The sequence below is a fragment of the Ruegeria sp. CDSA020 genome (genome assembly GCF_059612345.1).
Window position 1 is genome coordinate 445,789 of record NZ_JBXWQK010000002.1, and the last position, 19,052, is coordinate 464,840.

Annotated in this window: 19 protein-coding genes; 12 read left to right on the forward strand and 7 right to left on the reverse strand. The window is 57.5% G+C overall.

The window, feature by feature from the left end; genetic code table 11:
• Window positions 1–51: 51 nt before the first annotated feature.
• The 3 genes from AC2FJW_RS05115 to AC2FJW_RS05125 are packed head-to-tail and all read right to left on the reverse strand — an operon-like array spanning window position 52 to window position 3,605.
• Window positions 52–1,434: an ATP-binding protein gene (locus tag AC2FJW_RS05115; RefSeq protein ID WP_496749410.1), complete on the reverse strand. Its 1,383-nt coding sequence runs from the start codon at window positions 1,432–1,434 to the stop codon at window positions 52–54.
• Window positions 1,435–1,452: 18 nt separating this feature from the next.
• Window positions 1,453–2,871 carry a dihydrolipoyl dehydrogenase family protein gene (locus AC2FJW_RS05120; protein WP_496699225.1) on the reverse strand — a complete coding sequence of 473 codons (1,419 nt, stop codon included), beginning with the start codon at window positions 2,869–2,871 and terminating at the stop codon, window positions 1,453–1,455.
• 2 nt (window positions 2,872–2,873) lie between these two features.
• Window positions 2,874–3,605, reverse strand: a complete 732-nt coding sequence (locus AC2FJW_RS05125) for a TVP38/TMEM64 family protein (protein WP_496749425.1) — start codon at window positions 3,603–3,605, stop codon at window positions 2,874–2,876.
• Window positions 3,606–3,902: 297 nt separating this feature from the next.
• Here AC2FJW_RS05125 and rpmH point away from each other — a divergent pair, with 297 nt between their 5' ends.
• From rpmH to AC2FJW_RS05185, 12 genes are all read left to right on the forward strand, one after another.
• On the forward strand, window positions 3,903–4,037 hold the full coding sequence (gene rpmH, locus AC2FJW_RS05130; RefSeq protein ID WP_005632162.1) for a 50S ribosomal protein L34: 135 nt from the start codon (window positions 3,903–3,905) through the stop codon (window positions 4,035–4,037).
• Window positions 4,038–4,062: 25 nt separating this feature from the next.
• Complete coding sequence (gene rnpA / locus AC2FJW_RS05135; protein WP_142639721.1) at window positions 4,063–4,488, forward strand: ribonuclease P protein component; 426 nt, start codon at window positions 4,063–4,065, stop codon at window positions 4,486–4,488.
• Complete coding sequence (yidD, locus tag AC2FJW_RS05140) at window positions 4,485–4,721, forward strand: membrane protein insertion efficiency factor YidD (RefSeq protein WP_281973741.1); 237 nt, start codon at window positions 4,485–4,487, stop codon at window positions 4,719–4,721. The genes rnpA and yidD overlap by 4 nt, the downstream gene beginning before the upstream one ends.
• Window positions 4,722–4,787: 66 nt before the next feature.
• Entirely contained in the window at window positions 4,788–6,395 is a 1,608-nt protein-coding gene (locus AC2FJW_RS05145) for an acyl-CoA dehydrogenase family protein (protein WP_496749411.1), read from the forward strand.
• Between the two features lie 44 nt (window positions 6,396–6,439).
• Window positions 6,440–7,333: a tRNA 2-thiocytidine(32) synthetase TtcA gene (ttcA, locus tag AC2FJW_RS05150; RefSeq protein WP_142639727.1), complete on the forward strand. Its 894-nt coding sequence runs from the start codon at window positions 6,440–6,442 to the stop codon at window positions 7,331–7,333.
• Between the two features lie 73 nt (window positions 7,334–7,406).
• A complete protein-coding gene (locus AC2FJW_RS05155) occupies window positions 7,407–8,951 on the forward strand; it encodes a putative bifunctional diguanylate cyclase/phosphodiesterase (RefSeq protein ID WP_496749412.1) in 1,545 nt (514 codons plus the stop codon).
• Between the two features lie 123 nt (window positions 8,952–9,074).
• Window positions 9,075–10,904 (forward strand): membrane protein insertase YidC, encoded by a 1,830-nt coding sequence (yidC, locus tag AC2FJW_RS05160; protein WP_496703465.1) that lies wholly within the window; start codon window positions 9,075–9,077, stop codon window positions 10,902–10,904.
• Window positions 10,901–11,638, forward strand: coding sequence for an MOSC domain-containing protein (locus AC2FJW_RS05165; RefSeq protein WP_496749413.1), 738 nt, complete (start codon window positions 10,901–10,903; stop codon window positions 11,636–11,638). Before yidC ends, AC2FJW_RS05165 begins: the two co-directional genes overlap by 4 nt.
• The gene (gene yihA / locus AC2FJW_RS05170; protein ID WP_496749414.1) at window positions 11,635–12,288 is read left to right on the forward strand and encodes a ribosome biogenesis GTP-binding protein YihA/YsxC; all 654 of its coding nucleotides are present in this window, start codon (window positions 11,635–11,637) and stop codon (window positions 12,286–12,288) included. Before AC2FJW_RS05165 ends, yihA begins: the two co-directional genes overlap by 4 nt.
• Before the next feature lie 60 nt (window positions 12,289–12,348).
• Entirely contained in the window at window positions 12,349–13,212 is an 864-nt protein-coding gene (argB, locus tag AC2FJW_RS05175) for an acetylglutamate kinase (protein WP_142639737.1), read from the forward strand.
• A gap of 20 nt (window positions 13,213–13,232) precedes the next feature.
• Window positions 13,233–13,907 (forward strand): ferredoxin, encoded by a 675-nt coding sequence (locus AC2FJW_RS05180; RefSeq protein WP_496749415.1) that lies wholly within the window; start codon window positions 13,233–13,235, stop codon window positions 13,905–13,907.
• Entirely contained in the window at window positions 13,904–14,401 is a 498-nt protein-coding gene (locus AC2FJW_RS05185; RefSeq protein ID WP_271951999.1) for a SixA phosphatase family protein, read from the forward strand. Before AC2FJW_RS05180 ends, AC2FJW_RS05185 begins: the two co-directional genes overlap by 4 nt.
• 47 nt (window positions 14,402–14,448) lie before the next feature.
• On the opposite strand, the gene AC2FJW_RS05190 is transcribed toward AC2FJW_RS05185, so the two are convergent.
• The 4 genes from AC2FJW_RS05190 to AC2FJW_RS05205 form a co-directional block, all read right to left on the reverse strand.
• A complete protein-coding gene (locus AC2FJW_RS05190) occupies window positions 14,449–15,240 on the reverse strand; it encodes an amino acid ABC transporter ATP-binding protein (RefSeq protein ID WP_142639743.1) in 792 nt (263 codons plus the stop codon).
• A gap of 12 nt (window positions 15,241–15,252) precedes the next feature.
• Entirely contained in the window at window positions 15,253–16,557 is a 1,305-nt protein-coding gene (locus tag AC2FJW_RS05195) for an amino acid ABC transporter permease (protein ID WP_496749416.1), read from the reverse strand.
• A 1-nt stretch (window position 16,558) separates the two neighbouring features.
• On the reverse strand, window positions 16,559–17,827 hold the full coding sequence (locus AC2FJW_RS05200; protein ID WP_496691910.1) for an amino acid ABC transporter permease: 1,269 nt from the start codon (window positions 17,825–17,827) through the stop codon (window positions 16,559–16,561).
• Between the two features lie 127 nt (window positions 17,828–17,954).
• Window positions 17,955–18,971: an amino acid ABC transporter substrate-binding protein gene (locus AC2FJW_RS05205; protein ID WP_142639749.1), complete on the reverse strand. Its 1,017-nt coding sequence runs from the start codon at window positions 18,969–18,971 to the stop codon at window positions 17,955–17,957.
• Window positions 18,972–19,052: the final 81 nt, after the last annotated feature.

Sequence of the window (19,052 nt, forward strand, 5' to 3'; positions counted from 1 at the left end):
GCTATGTAGACCCGGCATTCGGGACGTGCAAGTCGATTCTGTAAAAATAATTCAAAAAGCCCCATCGCCCCGCGGGAGGCGAATTTCAAAGGTGGTACCTGTTGACCCTGTCTCGGTCAGAACAAGGTCACCCCCATGGCCCCGCAACAGTTCCTGTGAGATCGCCAAGCCCAGACCCGACCCGCCTTTGCGGACGCCACCCTGAAAGGGTGTGAACAGATTTTCACGCGCTTTGGCCGGCAGGCCCGGCCCTGTGTCGCTGACCTGAATACACCAGTTGGCGTCCTGCTCTTGCCCGGACAGGGTGATCCGACCGGGCTTTCCTGATGCAACCAGCGCCTGACGGGCATTTCGAACGAGGTTCATCATGACACGGAAAATCTGTTCAGGATCAGCTCGTACGACCAACTCTTCCGACACATCATTGATGATCTCGACACAGGCATCGGCAACGGCAAGTTTCTCGCTAGCAACCACATCCTCGGCCACAGTGCGGAGCGGAACCAGTGTAAGCGACGGTGCAGGTTCTTCAGCGCGGCCAAATGCCAATGTGCTTTCGCACAGGGTTACCGCTCGGGTGATCGAGTTCACCAGCTTAGGGGCCATGCGACGCACCAACGGGTCTTCGCTGGATTCGATCCGGTCGGTAAACAGCTGGGCCGAGGTCAGGATGTTGCGCAGATCGTGGCTCACCTTGGCCACAGCCCCGCCCAGCTGCGCCAGACGCTCGCGCTGTTTCAGGGCCTGGGTCAGTTCGGTTTGCAACTGTTTCAGCGCCTCTTCGGCCTCGCGCAGCTCGGTCACTTTGGAATCCGGTGAGATGATTCCACGGGCATCTTCGGGGGCGCTGGCATAGCGCTGCATATATCCGACAACGCTTTTGATGGGCTTTACCAGAACCACCCGAACCGCAAGAAACAGGAAAAAAGCCGTGATGATCGAAATCACAAATGAAAGGCCCAGAATGCGTAACCCATAATCCGTCATCGCCATACGCAAAGGCATGCTGTCAGTCGTCACCTCAATCAGCAGACCTGCGCCTTTCACAGGCTCGCCAATAACACGGATGACTTCATTTTCCGGCGTGAACAACCGCACGACAGCATCCCGGATCAAAACCCATGGTCGCGCGTCACGCAGGTCATAGGTCTTGCTGATCTGCCCTGGAATAGGAGAGGACAGCATCAACTGGCGCATCTCGTCTCGCCGCAGAACCACGTTATAGACGCCCGCATTGGCCAGCAGTTCAGCCTCAAGGTCCTCGGCCAGCATATCATCGGCCAACAAAGCGAGCGAGGCGATCTGAGCGCGCTCCAGCCGGTTCAGCAGGAAATCTTCGCGGAATCGCGCAATCGAAGGGACAAAAATCAGAACCTCGGCCAACATCACGAAGACCGTCGTCAGGATCAGAAATCGGCCTGACAGCGAGTTCACATTGCTCTCCCTTCCAGGTCAGGGCATCCAGCGCTGGACGAACCTGACCACACGTTTAACCGTTTGATTCTCAAACAGCCTTGGTGAGAAATAAGCGCCCGCCACCCGTTTGTTAAGCTCTCCAATCGTCGGATAGGGCGAAACCATGGCGGCAACCTGCCCCATCTTCAGATTATTGGCCAGCGCCAGCGACCACAAGCTGATCAGCTCACCCGCCTGATGGCCAACAATTGTGGCACCTACAGGTCGGCCTTTGACGACCATGACCTTGATGAAACCATTCGTTTTACGCTCGGAAATGGCGCGGTCGTTGTGGTGATAGTCAAACCGCGCAATTTCCATCTTATCGCCATGCTCGGCGCGCGCCTGCACCTCGGTCAGGCCAACCTGCGCCAGCTCGGGGTCGGTGTAGGTCGCCCAGGGGATATGTGCGGTTTTCGCCTTGGAGGGCAGCCCAAACAGCGCCGAACGAATGATAATCCCCGCGTGATAGCCCGCCACATGAGTGAATTGCAGCCCACCCGCGACATCTCCGATCGCATAGACCCTGCGGTTTGTAGTGCGCAGAGAGGCATCCACCTTGATGCCGGATCGCGTTGGCTCAATTCCGGCGGCGGCAAGATCAAGACGTTCGATATTGGCTTTCCGCCCCGCACCCAGCAGCAGGTGCGTGCCCGAGAAGATTTCCCCATTCTCTGTCACGACCTCAACCGCGCCATTTGTACTGCGAATCTGTGCCGCCATCGCCCGTTCATGGATCTCGACGCCTTCAGCGCGCAGGCTGTCCAGCACGACCTCTGCCGCCTCGGGATCATCCTTGCCCAACGCCTTCTGCCCTTCGATGACTGTGACCTTGCAACCGAGCCGAATATGCGCCTGCGCCATCTCCATACCGATGGGGCCGCCGCCGATGATCAGCAGATGATCGGGCTTGTCGCGCAAGTCGAAGACGGTCTCGTTGGTATAATACGGCACTTTGTCCAAACCGGGTATCGGCGGGACCAAGGGGGATGAACCTGTTGCAATCACAACCCGCCGCGCGGTGATCAGGTGATCCCCCGCCTGAACCTGTGTCGGAGAGACGAAGCTGCCAAATTCCCGGATTACCTTGACACCAAAGCTTTCGAACCGCTCTTGGCTGTCCATCGGCTCGATCTGCGCAATCACATCATGCACGTGGTCCTTGGCGGCGGCGTAATCCACCTGTGGCACCACATCCGCCACACCCAGCGCCGAGGCATGCGCCTGCCCATAGGCGGCCTTGCCGCTGGCAATCAGGGCCTTGGACGGGACGCAGCCGAAATTCAGACAATCCCCGCCCATCTTGTGACCTTCCAGCAGGATCACATCCGCACCCATCTGGCTCGCCCCCGCGGCGACCGACAGCCCACCTGACCCGGCCCCGATCACCAGGATATCGGATTTCAGTTCTTGCATGATCAGCTGTCCTTTTGGCCGCGCAGCGTTTTGATCAGAATGGGCAGAGCCGCCAGCACGCACAAGCCAACAATCGGGCCGATAACGAAGGGCTCCCACAGCAGTGAGACGTCCGGCGTCTCACCCCGGTCGAACACTCCGCCCAGCCCGACGCCAATCCAAGTATAGACAATACCGCCGGGAATGATGCCCAGCGCCGTGGTGAACAGAAAGTTGCGGAACTTCACCCCCACCAGCGCCGGCACCAGATTGGCCACAAAGAACGGAACCACCGGGACAAGGCGCAGCAGGAACAGGACCGAGATCTCATTCTCGCGCAGGCCGTCCTTCAGCTTTTTGATCGTGCCTTCCGAGGCCTCAAGACGCGCCGTCAAGGACGCCCCCAACCCCCAGCGCGCCGCCAGAAAGATCACCGAGGCGCCGATAGTTGCTGCAAAAATGTTGAAGACCGTGCCTGCGAAAAGGCCAAACAGGAACCCTCCGGTCATCGAGGCCACCGCAGCACCGGGCAGCGAGAACGCAACGATGGCAATGTAAATCGCTATGAACGCACCTGCCATTGCCCAGTAATTGGCATCACGCCAACCCAAAAGGGCCTCTCGATTGTCGCGCAGGGTCTCAAAAGTCAGGTAATCACCCAGAGTAAAGAACCCCACAGCGGCGACGGAAAGAATCACCAGCAAAGGAATATGTTGCGCAAGCCCGCTGCGCGGGGCCTGAGTTGTATCGCTCATGGGGTTGTCCGGTTTTATACGTTTCATTCTGGCCCCAACATGCGACGTCGCGCCTCTGTGCAACAGGGGGTCTCACGTTGCCTTGATCTTCTCGACAGTGAATGTGAGGGTTTCGTGCCGCAAATCCGCGTTTTTGAAATCTTTCGCCCCGCCGGATTACAGAATTGTTGCAAAAGGCGGCAAAACCCCCACCAAGGGGTTTGACTTACCCCCCGCTTGGCAGTAGAGGACGGGCTTCGAACACCACGGGCAGGCGAATCCGCGCTGCACCCGACCGAATAGATTGGAGACGGAGCGATGAAACGCACCTATCAGCCTTCGAACCTGGTTCGCAAACGCCGCCACGGTTTCCGCGCGCGCATGGCCACCAAGGCCGGCCGCAAGATCCTGAACTCGCGCCGCGCACGTGGCCGCAAGTCGCTGAGCGCATAAACCGCTCACCGATCAGGTTATGAACATGACGCCGCCGGAGGCCCCTGAGGATGGTAAGAACCAACCTGGGGATACGCCCCCGGCGGCGTCCGTTTGCGCATCCGAAACTTTGACCATTCTCAGGAAACGATCCGAATTCCTGAACGCTGCGCGTGCGCGTCGGCAGGGCACATCATCAATGATGGTGCAGGCGCGCAAACGCGCCGAGGGCGAGGCGGACGGGATTCGCGTCGGCTTCACCTGTTCCAAAAAGGTCGGCAATGCCGTGGCTCGCAACCGGGCCAAGCGACGCCTGCGCGAAGCTGCGCGCGCGGTACTGCCTGAGAAGGGGCAGGACGGCTGGGATTACGTGCTGATCGGTCGCGCCGATGTCACAGCCGGACGCCCCTATGCGGCGCTGCTGGATGATTTGCGCTATGCTCTGCGTAAAGTCCATGCTGCGCGGAAATGACATTGCTCTCGCATATCCTTGCCTTACCCATTCGGGCGTACCGGTTGCTGTTCAGCCCTTGGGTCGGGTTCAACTGCCGCTATCAGCCTACATGCTCGGCCTATGCGTTGGAGGCGCTGGAAAAACACGGTGCCATCAAAGGCACATGGCTGGCCGCGCGACGGATTGGGCGCTGCCACCCTTTGGGTGGTGACGGGTATGATCCGGTTCCGGACCGTGAAGATCCCTCCTGACCCGTCGTCGGACTTGACCGGAGCGCACCTTCGCTGAACAGTTGTGCTGTTCAATTCGAGGGCCAGATGACATCTGACGCGCGCCATTCCCTACCCACGCATGACGTTCTGAACCAGCCGCCTGTGCGCGGAGATTTAGACCTTTGGGCCTCTGACCCAGTACTGCAAAATGTGGCAGGCGCGCGAAGCTCTATTCTTCCCAACTATGGTGCAGACCTTGGGCGTGCTGCAGTGAGAGACATGGCGCGCGAGGCCAATTTCCACTCCCCAGAACTTGTTCTGTTTGACCAAGGTGGACGCCGCCTGGATGAAGTGCGTTTCACTCATTCATACCATCACCTGATGCAACTCAGTCAATCATCCGGATACGCAGCCGTTGCCTGGTCTGACCTACCGAATGGTCACGCCACCCACGCCGCCATGGTCTACCTTGCCAGTCAGGTCGAACCCGGTCATTGCTGCCCGCTGACCATGACTTACGCAGCCGTTCCAGCACTTGCGGCGAATGAAGAGATTGCCTCGATCTGGGTTCCCCGATTGACGGAATGGAACCACGATTCCTCTATCGCTCCTATCGCCTCCAAAAAAAGCGCCACGCTGGGCATGGCGATGACTGAGAAACAGGGCGGCTCGGACATTCGCGCCACTACAACGACGGCCACACGCGACGGAGATCACTGGCGGTTGCGTGGGCATAAATGGTTCTGCTCGGCCCCGATGTCCGACGGTTTCCTGACACTTGCCCAGACCCCCGGCGGTCTGACCTGTTTCCTTGTGCCCCGCTGGCTGGGCGGCGAACGCAACGCAATCCACCTGATTCGGCTGAAGAACAAGCTGGGCAATCGGTCCAACGCTTCGGCCGAGATTGAATACCATGATGCGCTGGCCTATCAGCTTGGCGATGAGGGCGCGGGTGTGCGCACGATCCTGGAGATGGTGCATCACACACGGCTCGACACTGCGATGGCCCCGGCAGGTCTGATGCGGGCGGCCCTCAGCGAAGCGCATCACTGGGTCAGCCATCGCAGCGCCTTTCAGCGCCGGTTGATTGACCAACCCCTGATGCGCATCGTTCTGGCCGATCTCGTGCTGGACTGGGAGGGGGCGCTGACACTGGGAATGCGTGTGGCGCAGGCTTTTGACGGTCATACACCCGAGGATAAAGCCTTTTCCCGCATCGCTGTTGCACTCGCCAAATTCCTCAACAACAAACGCTGTCCAGCCGTCGTGGTCGAAGCCATGGAGGTGTTGGGCGGCATGGGCTATGTCGAGGACACCCCCCTGCCCCTGCTCTACCGTGAAGCCCCTTTGAACGGCATCTGGGAAGGTTCGGGCAATGTGATCTGTCTGGATATCCTGCGCACCCTGACCCGCGACCCCTTGGCCGCCCAGGTCCTGCAGGCCGAGCTTGAGGCGGCAACCGGAGTGAACCGCCACTATGATGCGGCGCTGAGGGACCACCGCGCCCGCTGGACCAATATCCCACCCGAAGCCGAGGCGCGCTGGTTTGCGGAGCGCACTGCTTTGCTGCTGACGGCCTCTCAACTGATACGCCAAGCGCCCGGGCCGGTCGCTGATGGATTTGTGGCGTCTCGGTTGACAGGTAACAATGGCCGCATCCCCGGTTCGGTGTCCGGGCTGGACACTGGTGCCCTGCTTGCGCGGTTGGGCTGACCCGCACACTTGCCCGGATACGCCATCTGCTGTAGGGGCAGCGCATGTTTGACGAAGCTGACGATATCCATCCGCTGTTTGCCGGCGCGCCTTCGACCACCGAGTTCAAGAAGCTGCGCAAACGCATCGTTCGCCACACCCGCGAAGCCATCGAACACTATGGCATGGTGGACCCGTCCGCGCATGAGAAAGACGGCAAGCCACCCCGCTGGTTGGTCTGCCTGTCAGGCGGTAAGGACAGCTATACCTTGCTAGCGGTTCTGTACGAGCTGAAATGGCGCGGCCTACTACCGGTCGATCTGCTGGCTTGCAATCTGGATCAGGGCCAACCGGGTTTTCCCGCTACCGTCCTACCCGAGTTTCTGGAACGCATGGGTGTACCGCACCGCATCGAATATCAGGACACTTACTCGGTCGTCATGGACAAGGTTCCCCAAGGCCGCACCTTTTGCGCGCTATGTTCGCGCCTGCGCCGGGGCAACCTGTACCGCATCGCGCGGGAAGAGGGCTGCTCGGCCGTGGTGCTGGGTCATCACCGTGACGACATCCTTGAGACGTTTTTCATGAACCTGTTCCACGGCGGCCGTCTAGCAACGATGCCGCCAAAGCTGGTGAACGAAGAAGGCGACCTGTTCGTCTTTCGCCCCCTTGCCCATGTCGCCGAGGCGGATTGCGAGAAATTCGCCAATGCGATGAACTACCCGATCATCCCTTGTGACCTGTGCGGCAGCCAGGACGGGTTACAACGCCAGCAGGTCAAACAGATTCTCGATCAGTGGGAAAAAAACAGTCCCGGACGGCGGCAAGTGATGTTCCGCGCCTTAACCAATGCGCGCCCTTCGCACCTTTTGGACCCGAAATTGTTTGATTTTGTTAATCTTTCCATCAATTCGAGCGAAAAAACTGAAAAAACGGATGATATTCCACAGCTGCGTTAACGAGTGACTCAGACTGATTTTCTACGGTTTGACCTGAGCGCAAGATGCTCAGGGTAAAGGCGAAGACGAACCGATGAGGAAATCTGTTTCCGTTGATCAATTTCTCGATACTCTCACCACGTATCTGAGTGGCCCGCCGGTGCTGGCCTTTGCTCCCGCCATTTCGCTTGCGGCTTTCTGGATCGGTGGCGAACGTGCGCTTGTCGTTGTGGCACTAAGCCTACCGTTGCTGATCGTCGCCTTCGCCTCAGTCAGACGCACGCAAACTGCACGCAACTCTCCACTGCACCAACACGGAAGACTCGCGCCAACGGATAAGTTTGCCGCCGAACTTGAAAACTTCTTTGACCGTACCGATCACAATAACATGGGATCGGCTTGTATGATTATAGCCTTAGACGGGTTCACTGAATTTGTTGACCTGCACGGAAATGCGGCCGCGACCCATCTGTCCAGCCAATTTTGTGACCGCATCTTCTCGGTCATTCGAACCGGCGATATTGCAACACGATTAGACGAGTGCAAAATAGCCATCGGCCTGCGCCCGTCACAGCATCTCGATCTCGAAGCCTGTATTCAAATGTCGGGCCGCATCCAATCCGCCGTTGAAGAGCCGATCACCCTAAACGGCACCACTGCCTATGTCTCGTGTTCAATCGGTTTTTGCCTGCAATCCGCAGTTCGCGGATCCGGGTTTGAAAATTGGATTGACGCCGCATCTGCTGCGCTATGCGAAGCTCAGCGTAATGGGCCCTCAACGATCCGCGCCTTTTCAAACGAAACCCGCCGTAGATCCAATATCAGGGCCAACCTTCGCAAAGAGTTCGAGGCTGCGCTGGACAACGGACAAATCCGCCCCTGGTTTCAGCCTCAGGTTTCCACAGATACAGGGCGGGTTACGGGGTTTGAAGCCCTGGCCCGCTGGGAGCACCCGGAAAAAGGCATCTTGAACCCACAGATATTTCTGCCTTTTGCCGAACAGGCCGAGCTGATGGAGAGGCTTGGCCAAACGATGCGGCATCATGCATTTTCCGCGATGTGCTGCTGGGACCGGAACGGGATTCACGTCCCACGAATCGGAATCAATTTTTCCTCGGACGAGCTACGAGACCCCGCTCTGCTGGACCGATTGAAATGGGAACTGGACCAAAACGACCTGACGCCCGACCGACTGGCTGTCGAAATTCTGGAAACCGTGTTTTCGCGACGTCCGAACGATGTGATTACCCGCAACGTGACCAGCCTTGCAGCACTTGGCTGTTGTATTGATCTGGATGATTTCGGCACTGGACATGCCTCGATCGCCTCGATCAAACGGTTTGATGTGACGCGGATCAAGATAGACCGAACTTTTGTGGCCAAGGCGGACAGTGATGCATCGCAACAACAATTGGTCAGCGCAATTCTGACTATGGCCGAAAGGTTGAATGTAGAAACACTCGCCGAGGGTGTTGAAACCACCGGTGAGCACGCGTTGATGGCACAGCTTGGTTGTGACCACGTTCAAGGCTTTGGCATTGGCAAGCCCATGCCGTTCGAAAAGACCATGGATTGGATCTCGGCCCATCAGAACAAAGTCAAAGGCATTCCCAAGATTGGACGGCAAGCGGGTTCCTGATCGCAGGTTTTCACCACAAAAGCCCAATCTGGAACCATAAGGCGGGCGAATCCGCTTGACCTTTGGGGCTGCACTCTGTTGAACCCACCGGGTGTGTTTCACTGCTTAAGGTGGCTGTCCCAGATGGACGATCAGAACAAGAATCTCATCCTCGCAACCGCGCTCAGCTTTGTCGTGATCCTGGTTTGGTTCGTGCTGTTTCCACCGCCCGAGCAAACCACCATTACTGATCAGGCTGAAATCAGCGCCATCGAAAGCGATGAGGTTCAGACCCCCAGCGCCTCTAGCGCGGGTACCGTAGGCGAAGCCACGGCGAGCGCAGAAGAAACGCTGCCCGGGTCCGAGGCCGCGCGGATCAAGATCGACACGCCCCGCCTTGAGGGCAGCCTGTCGTTGTCCGGTGGCCGCATCGATGAATTGTACCTAAAGGATTATAAAGTCTCGATCCAGGACGACGCACCGATTGTCGAACTGTTCTCTCCGGTTGGATCTGAGTCTGCATATTATGCGCTCTACGGATGGGCGCCTGGCGCTGGTGTCACCGGTACGGACGTACCCGGGCCGAACACGGTCTGGATCGTCGAAAATGGTGAAACACTTGGGGTGAACGCTCCAGTTACGTTGAAGTGGGAGAATGGCAACGGCTTGACCTTCCGCCGTACCATCTCGGTGGACGAGAACTATATGTTCGAAGTCACACAAGCGGTGGAGAACAACACACAAGCCGAGGTAGGCATGGCGCCATATGGCATCCTCGCCCGCCATGGTATCGGCGAAGATGGCGACCTGCCCGGACTGAAGAATTTCTTCATACTGCATGAAGGCGTGATGGTCATGGCCGACGGTGTTCTGGATGAAATCGACTACGGCGATGTGCGCGACTTTGACATTGATCCGAACGAACGGGCGCAAGCCGAGGTCTTTCAGGTCAAAGATGGTGGCTGGGTCGGCTTTACTGATCACTATTGGATGACCACCCTGATCCCGGCTGAGGGCACGACCTTCAAGGCAGCAGCCAAGTACGATGCCCGTCGCAAGATCTATCAGACGGAAACTGTACTGCCGACATTGCTTGTCGCACCTGGGGCTACTGAAGAGGTAACAACCCAGCTGTTTGCCGGTGCCAAGGAATGGGAAACCATTCGTGAATATCAGGCCGAAGGCGTTCAAAAGTTCATCGACAGCATCGACTGGGGCTGGTTCTATTTCCTGACCAAGCCGATCTTCTGGCTGCTGCACAACATTAACGCCCAGATCGGCAACATGGGCTGGTCGATCATCGGCCTGACCCTGATCATCAAGGCGATCTTGTTCCCGCTCGCGTTCAAGTCCTATGTCTCGATGGCGAAGATGAAGGAACTGCAGCCGCAGATGGAGGCCCTGAAAGAGGCCGCAGGCGACGATCGTCAGAAAATGCAGCAAGGTATGATGGAACTGTACAAGAAGGAAAAGGTTAACCCCGCCGCGGGCTGTTTGCCGATCCTGATGCAGATCCCTATCTTCTTCTCGCTGTATAAGGTGATCTTTGTCACCATCGAACTGCGTCAAGCACCGTGGTTTGGCCCGTTTCAGGATCTCAGCGCACCGGATCCCACGTCAATCATGAACTTCTTCGGCTGGCTGCCTTGGGCCGGGCCGCAACCTGACACCCTTATGGCGCTGATCTTCATCGGCATCCTGCCACTGTTGCTGGGGATTTCGATGTGGCTGCAGCAAAAGCTGAACCCGGCACCAACAGACGCGACACAGGCAATGATCTTTGCCTGGATGCCTTGGGTCTTCATGTTCATGCTCGGTGGGTTTGCCAGCGGCCTTGTGGTGTACTGGATCGCGAACAACACGATCACCTTTACCCAACAGTATCTGATCATGCGCAGCCAGGGTTATAAACCGGATGTATTTGGCAACATCAAATCCGGTTTCAAGCGCGCCGCTAAGACGGATGACAAATGACGGCTGAAGTCACCCATATTTGGCGGCATCCTATGAAAAGCCACGGCCACGAAGCCGTGCAGACCGTGTCAGTGACCCCCGGGCAGACAATGCCCGGGGATCGCGTTTGGGCAGTTGCGCACGAAGCGTCAAAAGCCGATGGCACGAAATGGGTACCCTGCGTCAATTTCAGCCGAGGGTCAAAAGCCCCAAACCTGATGGCCATTTCCGCCAATCTGGACGCGAATCTGCTGACCCTGACCCATCCCGATCGCCCCGATCTAACCTTTGACCCGGATCGGGAACAGGACGTTTTTCTGGATTGGGTGCGCCCGCTGATGCCCTCGGACAGGGCGGCATCTGCCCGGATCGTTCGGATACCAGGGCGTGGGATGACAGACAGCGATTTCCCGTCAATCAGTCTGTGCAACATGGCCTCTCACCGGGCGGTTGAACAAAAACTGGGGCAAGACCTGTCAATCAAACGCTGGCGTGGTAACATCTGGTTCGATGGCCTGCCCCTGTGGGAAGAATTCGACTGGCTCGACCGCGAATTGCAAATCGGTGAGGCCGTATTCCGCGTCCGCGAGCGGATTGTGCGCTGTTTGGCGACCACTGCGAACCCCGATACCGGCGACCGCGATGCCGACACTTTGGGCGCGCTGAACAGCTGGGGCCATCAGGATTTCGGCATCTATACCGAAGTGGTTCGCGGCGGGGTAATCTCGGTCGGTGACAAGGTGATACCGTTATGAGCACCCTACCCTTCCCTCTGGCCCAAGATCCCGATGAATTCTCGTTGGAGCGCGGACGCAAGCTGTTTGCGGGCCCGTCCGAGTTTGTCAAAGGTGTCGTCGCCATGACTGGGCTGCCCGACCCCGACCGTCTTGAGGTCTGTTTCGCAGGCCGTTCAAATGTTGGCAAGTCCAGTTTGATCAATGCGCTGACCGGAACCAAGGGGCTGGCGCGCGCGTCGAACACGCCGGGTCGGACGCAGGAAATCAACTTTTTCACCCAGGGCCCAGAGCTATATCTGGTCGACCTTCCCGGCTATGGCTATGCCAATGCGCCGGTTAAGGTGGTGGAAAAGTGGCAGCGGTTGCTGAAACAATATCTCAGTGGCCGACAGACCCTGCGCCGGGCCTTTGTCCTGGTTGACGCGCGCCATGGGGTAAAGCCTGTTGATGCCGAGATTATGAAGCTGCTGGACACCAGTGCCGTAACCTTTCAATGCGTGCTGACCAAGGCAGACAAGGTCAAGGCCAATGAACGCGAAAAGGTTCTGAATCAGGTGCGCTCGGCCCTGTCAAAACACCCCGCCGCTTTCCCCGAAATCGTGCTGACGTCGTCCGAAAAAGGGGATGGTATCCCAACGTTGCGCTCGATCATCACGCATCTGGAATAGCTTGGCCCTTGGCAGCACCTTTCAAAGGCCCTAACACGGTGGGCCAGAGGGACCTTAGCCATGAAGACAAGAGATATGAACCGGGATTGGATCGCCACCGCCGCCACATTGAACAGCGCACTGCCCTATCTGCAGCGCTATGACGGGGCCATTGTCGTCATCAAGCTGGGCGGACACGCCATGGGCAGCGATGAAGCGATGGAAAGCTTTGCCCGTGACGTGGTTCTGATGCGCCAGGTGGGCATCAACCCGGTTGTAGTACATGGCGGCGGTCCCATGATCAACGCGATGTTGGACAAGCTCGATATCCAATCCGATTTCGTGAACGGTAAGCGTGTGACGGACAAGGCAACTGTCGAAGTGGTCGAGATGGTCCTGTCCGGCCTCGTGAACAAACGCATTGTTCAGGCCATCAACGGACAGGGAGGGACTGCGGTTGGCCTGTCGGGCAAGGACGCCAACCTGATGATCTGTGATCAAACCGATGCCTCGCTGGGGTTTGTTGGCTCTCCTTCCGAGATGAAACCCGAAATCCTGCACGATCTGTTTACGCATGACGTGATCCCGGTAATTGCGCCTCTGGGCGCCGGGCGCGAGGGTGAGACGTTCAACGTCAACGGTGACACCGCCGCCGGTGCCATCGCCTCGGCCTTGAAGGCAGACCGTCTGCTGTTGCTGACCGACGTATCAGGCGTCAAGAACGCTGCCGGAGAGGTCGTGACCGAGCTAAAAGCCGGTCAGATCCGCGAGATGACCCTGGACGGGACCATCGCAGGCGGAATGATCCCCAAGACCGAAACGGCGCTGGACGCACTACATAGTGGGGTGCGGGCCGTAGTCATTCTGGATGGGCGCGCGCCCAATGCGGTGCTACTGGAACTGTTCACCGAACACGGGGCTGGGTCGCTGATCCGACCCGATTGATCGACCGTGACGGAGGTGACATGACAGAACAAACCGCACCTTCTCCGAACATTTATCAACGTGTCGACAGCGCGGCAGCTGAGGTTGGGCTTATCGTGATGGGTGCGTTGCATCCTGGGCGCGCTAATGCCAAGCAATTGGACAGCGGCACCCTGATCCTGCTAGGTGCAGGGCCCACGTTCTGGCCTGTTTTGAAATCAGCCCTTGAATGGCAAGGTCCCGACCCTGTTGACCGGTGGTCGTACCGCGTCGTCAATCAGATGGCGCAGGATTTGGGGGCGCAAGCCTATTTCCCATTCGGTGGCCCACCCTATGTGCCGTTTGTCGACTGGGCGCTGAAATCGGGGCGTACATTCAGCAGCCCGGTTGGCGCCTTGGTGCATGACACGGTCGGTATGATGATCTCGTATCGCGGCGCGCTGCATTTTGATCAGGAATTCGAGATTGCCGGTGCCCATAATTCATCGCCCTGTGTTACATGCGATGCCCCTTGCGCTCAGACCTGCCCAGTCGGGGCCCTGAACACCCACAGCTTCTATGACGTTGAGGCCTGCCACGGGCATCTGAGCACAGAGCAGGGCCAAACCTGCATGACCGGTGGCTGCCTTGCGCGCCTGGCCTGCCCTCTCAGCCCCGGGGCCGGGCGGGACCCAGAACAATCCGCCCACCACATGAGGTCTTTTCACCCGTCATGACTCGCACCCTGATCCTGACCCGCCATGCCAAATCCAGTTGGGATGAGCCGACGCTCAGCGATCATGATCGGCCACTGAACAAACGTGGACGCTGCTCCGCACCTGCTGTGTCCGGCTGGCTACTCAGGAATGGCTGGCTACCGAATGAGGTGCTCAGCTCTACCGCCCTCAGAACCCGCGAGACGTGGGATCGAATGGGGCTGCAGGCTGATCTGATCCAGTTCGAACGCTCGCTGTATCTGGCCGGTCCCGATCTCATGATGCGGGCCCTATCACAGGCTTCTGGCCAAACCGTGCTGATGCTGGGCCACAACCCCGGGATCGCTGAATTCGCCAGACAGCTTGTGCGGCAGGCGCCAGATCACGGCCGTTTCGATGACTACCCGACCTGCGCAACAACAGTCATACAGTTCGAGATCAACTCCTGGGCCGCGCTTCGGTGGCACAGTGGGGATGTCTTGGGGTTCGTCATTCCACGCGAGTTGCCGGAATAAAAAAGGCGGGGCAAAAACCCCGCCTTTCAAGGTTCTTCCGATCGGGATCAATGGCCCAAAATCTGGCTCAGGAACAGCTTGGTCCGCTCGCTTTGCGGATTGTTGAAGAACTCTTCTGGTTCGTTCTGTTCCACAATCTGACCGGCATCCATAAAGATCACGCGGTTGGCGACCTGACGGGCAAAACCCATCTCGTGGGTCACACAAAGCATGGTCATGCCTTCTTCGGCCAGCTCGATCATAGTGTCGAGCACCTCTTTGATCATCTCAGGGTCCAGCGCCGATGTAGGTTCGTCGAACAACATGATCCGCGGCATCATGCAGAGCGAACGGGCAATCGCAACACGCTGCTGCTGACCACCCGAAAGCTGGCCAGGATACTTGTCGGCCTGTTCTGGGATTTTCACCTTCTCTAGGAAGTGCATCGCACGCTCTTCAGCCTCTTTCCTGGGCGTCTTGCGCACCCAGATCGGGGCCAGCGTACAGTTTTCCAGAATGGTCAGATGCGGGAACAGGTTGAAGTGCTGGAACACCATCCCGACCTCGGACCGGATCTTGTCGATGTTTTTCAGGTCATTCGACAGTTCCGTCCCATCCACCATGATCGTGCCTTGCTGGTGTTCCTCCAGCGCGTTCAGACAGCGGATCAGGGTGGACTTACCCGACCCTGACGGCCCCGCGATAACAATCCTCTCGCCCTGATTGACGGTCAAATTGATGTCGCGCAGCACATGGAAAGACCCATACCACTTGTTCATGTTGTTGATTTCGATGGCGACCTCGTCGCTCACCTGCATCTTGGATCGGTCGATTTCGCGGTCTATTGCAAGTTCAGACATGTGTTGAACTCCTTAACGATGGCCAGTCTGAAGCTTGCGCTCCAGATACATGGAATAACGGGACATGGAGAAGCAGACGACGAAGAACAGCGCGCCGATAAAAGCGAACAGTTCCCAGTAGATGCCGTTCCAAGCGGTATCAGCGCGGATCGCGTTGGCTAGGCCAAGCACGTCGAACAGTCCGATGATCGACACCAGAACCGTATCCTTGAAGATCCCGATGAATGTGCTCACGATGCCCGGAATTGAGATTTTCAGGGCTTGTGGCATGATGATCAGTCGCTGTGCCTGCCAGTAGTTCAGGCCCAAACTGTCGGCGCCCTCGTACTGACCGCGTGGCAATGCAGCCAGGCCACCCCGGATCACTTCGGCCATATAGGCGGCTGAGAACAGGGTCATCATGATCATCACCCGCAGGATGATGTCAAAATTGGTGCCTGGTGGCAGGAACAGGTTCAACAGCAGCGAGGCCACGAACAGTAGCGTGATCAGCGGTACGCCGCGAATGAACTCGATAAAGCCCACACACATGTATTTGACGATAAGAAGGTCCGACTGACGGCCCAGCGCCAACACGATACCGATCGGCAGCGAGACACCGATGGCCACAACACCCAGCAGGATCGCCAGCATGAAACCACCGAACTGACGACTTTGCACGGCTTCGATACCGATCGGCAGGATCGAATCCAGGGCACCAACGAAGTAGCTCGATAGAAACAGCCACCAGATCAACGCAGCCACTGCACCACCGATCATCCCGAGCAATTCGCTTTGTTGCTTGCTGACGACGGTGTAGACGGCCCAGCCGGCAACAAATCCAAGTGCCGCCGACAATGGCCCCCAGATGGTACCACCCCACATCAACCAAGGCATCAGGAAGGGGTAGATCGCGCTAAAGATCAGCAACTTGCTCGGAACACGGTCCGAATACAGCACTGGCGCCAGCGCAACCAGCAACAGAACAAGCGCCAGAATCGGCCGCCAGTACAGATGGCTCGGGTAGAATCCGAACAACAGCTGCAGCCAGCGATCATTGATGACAGCCCAGCAAGCATGACCATGGGTGTCTCCCCAGGTTGCCATCATGATCTCACGGCACTCAGTCAGTGAATTGGCATTCCAGACGGATTGGAACGTCCATGGCAGAACGCCCGACAACACATAGTAGATCGCATAGAGCGAAACCAAAGTCAGGATCGAATTGAACCAACCAGAAAACAGATTGTGCTTAACCCAACCTACTATTCCCACTTCGGACGCTGGTGGCGCTTTCTCCGGCAACATTTCCGCGCGGACAAATGAAACATCACTCATATTACCGCTCCACCAATTTGACACTATTGTTGTACCAGTTCATCACTGCCGAGATGCTCAGCGAGATGCACAGATAGACCAGCATCAGCAGTAGAACGCATTCCAGCTCGCGGCCGGTTTGGTTCATGGTGATGCCACCTAGGGTACCTGTGATATCCATATATCCCACCGCAATCGCCAGAGACGAGTTCTTGGTCAGGTTCAGGTAGTTCGAGATCATTGGCGGGATGATCACGCGCAACGCTTGCGGCAGGATCACCAGACGCATAATCCGGCTCGGGCGTATACCCAGCGCGGCGGCGGCCTCGGTCTGCCCCTTGGAAATGGCGAGAATTCCGGCCCGCACGATCTCAGCGATGAAAGCTGCAGTGTAAAGGGACAGGGCCAACCACAATGCGATAAGCGAGTTCCGCAAATGGGTGCCGCCTTTGAAGTTGAACCCTTTCAGTTCCGGGTATCCCAAATGGAATCCCAACGCAGTCAGCAGGATCAGCATCGGCACAAACAGAATACCCAACTGAATGTGCCAGATGGTTGGGCGATCACCAGTTGCTTCCTGTTTTGCAGCGGCATTAGCGGATACTTTGCGCATCACAAAAATGCTGCCCGCCAAAACGACCAGAAAGGCGACCAGATCCAATGAAATGTCGAAGCGTAAGCTGGACGCACCAAACAAGTGGATATCGCCAAGACTGCGTGAAAACAGGAGCTCTGGGATATAGACACCGCGATTGGTGACGGCGACAGAGTTGAAAAAATCCATCGTGGCCGTCGGGGTTTCGCCTCGGAATGCATTGGGTGCCGGTAAACCTTCGATCAGAATGGCCATAGCCAGAACGATCCAAAGCAGCACAGGCACGTTACGGAACATCTCGACATAAACAGTCATGATCCGCGCGATCAACCAGTTGTTTGAAAGCCGTAATACACCAACGAAAACACCGATAATCGTCGCCGTGATACAGCCGAGAACTGCAACAACAAGTGTGTTTAGCAATCCGATAAGCCCAGCACGCAAGTGGCTGTCTCGAGAATCGTATTCCAGCAGTCGTTGGTTGATATCGTAACTTGCAGGTTCGCCGAAGAACCCGAATTCTACGGGTTTACCAAGTGCTTCGAGGTTCTGAATGGTGTTGGAAATGATCCAGGCTGCCAAAAGCATGAAACCGATCATTGCAATGACCTGGATGGTCGCAGATCGGTACCGCGTATCGTAAAGGAGCATGGACAGCCGGAACTGCTCCTTTGGCGGGTCAGTGAGAGTCGACATGACCTATGTATATCCCCGTGTCATCCCGTTATTCGCAGACAGAGTTGATCTCTGTTCAATCTAACCGGGACTGTTTCTTATGGATTGAAAAAGGGCGCAGGATGAACTGCGCCCTCTTCAATGGATATTAGCGGAACGGCGGCGAGTACAGCAGGCCGCCATCGGTCCACTGACCGTTCAGGCCGCGTGCCAGACCGATTGGGGTTTCTTCACCGATGTTCTTGGCAAAGACCTCACCATAGTTACCACCCGCCTTGATAGCGCGCATTGCCCACTGTGCGTCCAGACCCAGCATCTCACCCAGAGTGCCTTCGCTGCCCAGCAGACGGTTCACTTCGGGATTGTCGGTGCCAGCAGACATCTCGTCGATGTTCGCCGAGGTCACACCCAGCTCTTCAGCCGAAACCAGTGCGTTCAGTGTCCAGCGAACAACGTCGCCCCACTCGTGGTCGCCATGACGGACCAGCGGGCCCAGCGGCTCTTTCGAGATGATTTCGGGCAGCAGGATGTGATCACCGGGGTTTTCGAACGTGGCGCGAGTTGCGGCCAGGCCCGATGCGTCGGTAGTGTAGACGTCACATGCGCCAGCCAGATACTGCTGCTGCGCTTCTGCGTTGGTTTCGATCGGAACCGGCTCGTAGCTGATGTTGTTCGAGCGGAAGAAATCCGCCAGGTTCAGCTCGGTGGTGGTGCCGGTCTGGATGCAGACAGTCGCGCCGTCCAGTTCCTTGGCCGAGCTTACGCCCAGCGCTTTGGGAACCATAAAGCCCTGACCGTCGTAATAGTTTACACCGACGAATTCGAACTTCAGGTCTACGTCGCGGCTGAAGGTCCAGGTGGTGTTCCGGGCCAGCATGTCGATTTCGCCCGAAGCCAGTGCGGTAAAGCGTGTCTTACCTGTGGTCGGAACGAATTCAACGGCGCTTGCGTCACCCAGAACCGCAGCGGCAACGGCGCGGCACAACGAAACGTCAAAGCCCTGCCATTCACCATTTGCGTCGGGCGCGGCAAAGCCGACCAGACCGGTGGTCACACCGCAGTTCAGCTTACCGCGCGCCTTGACGTCGTCCACGGTTCCCGCCATGGCTGCGCCTGCGGCCAGACCGGCAACTGTGGCCGCGCCCAAGATTACGGATTTTTTCATTTTTACCTCTTCCTGATTGTCCATCCCGTTCAGGGACGGTTCTATCCGGCACCTCAGGTACCAGAAAGGTTTCCCCAAAGG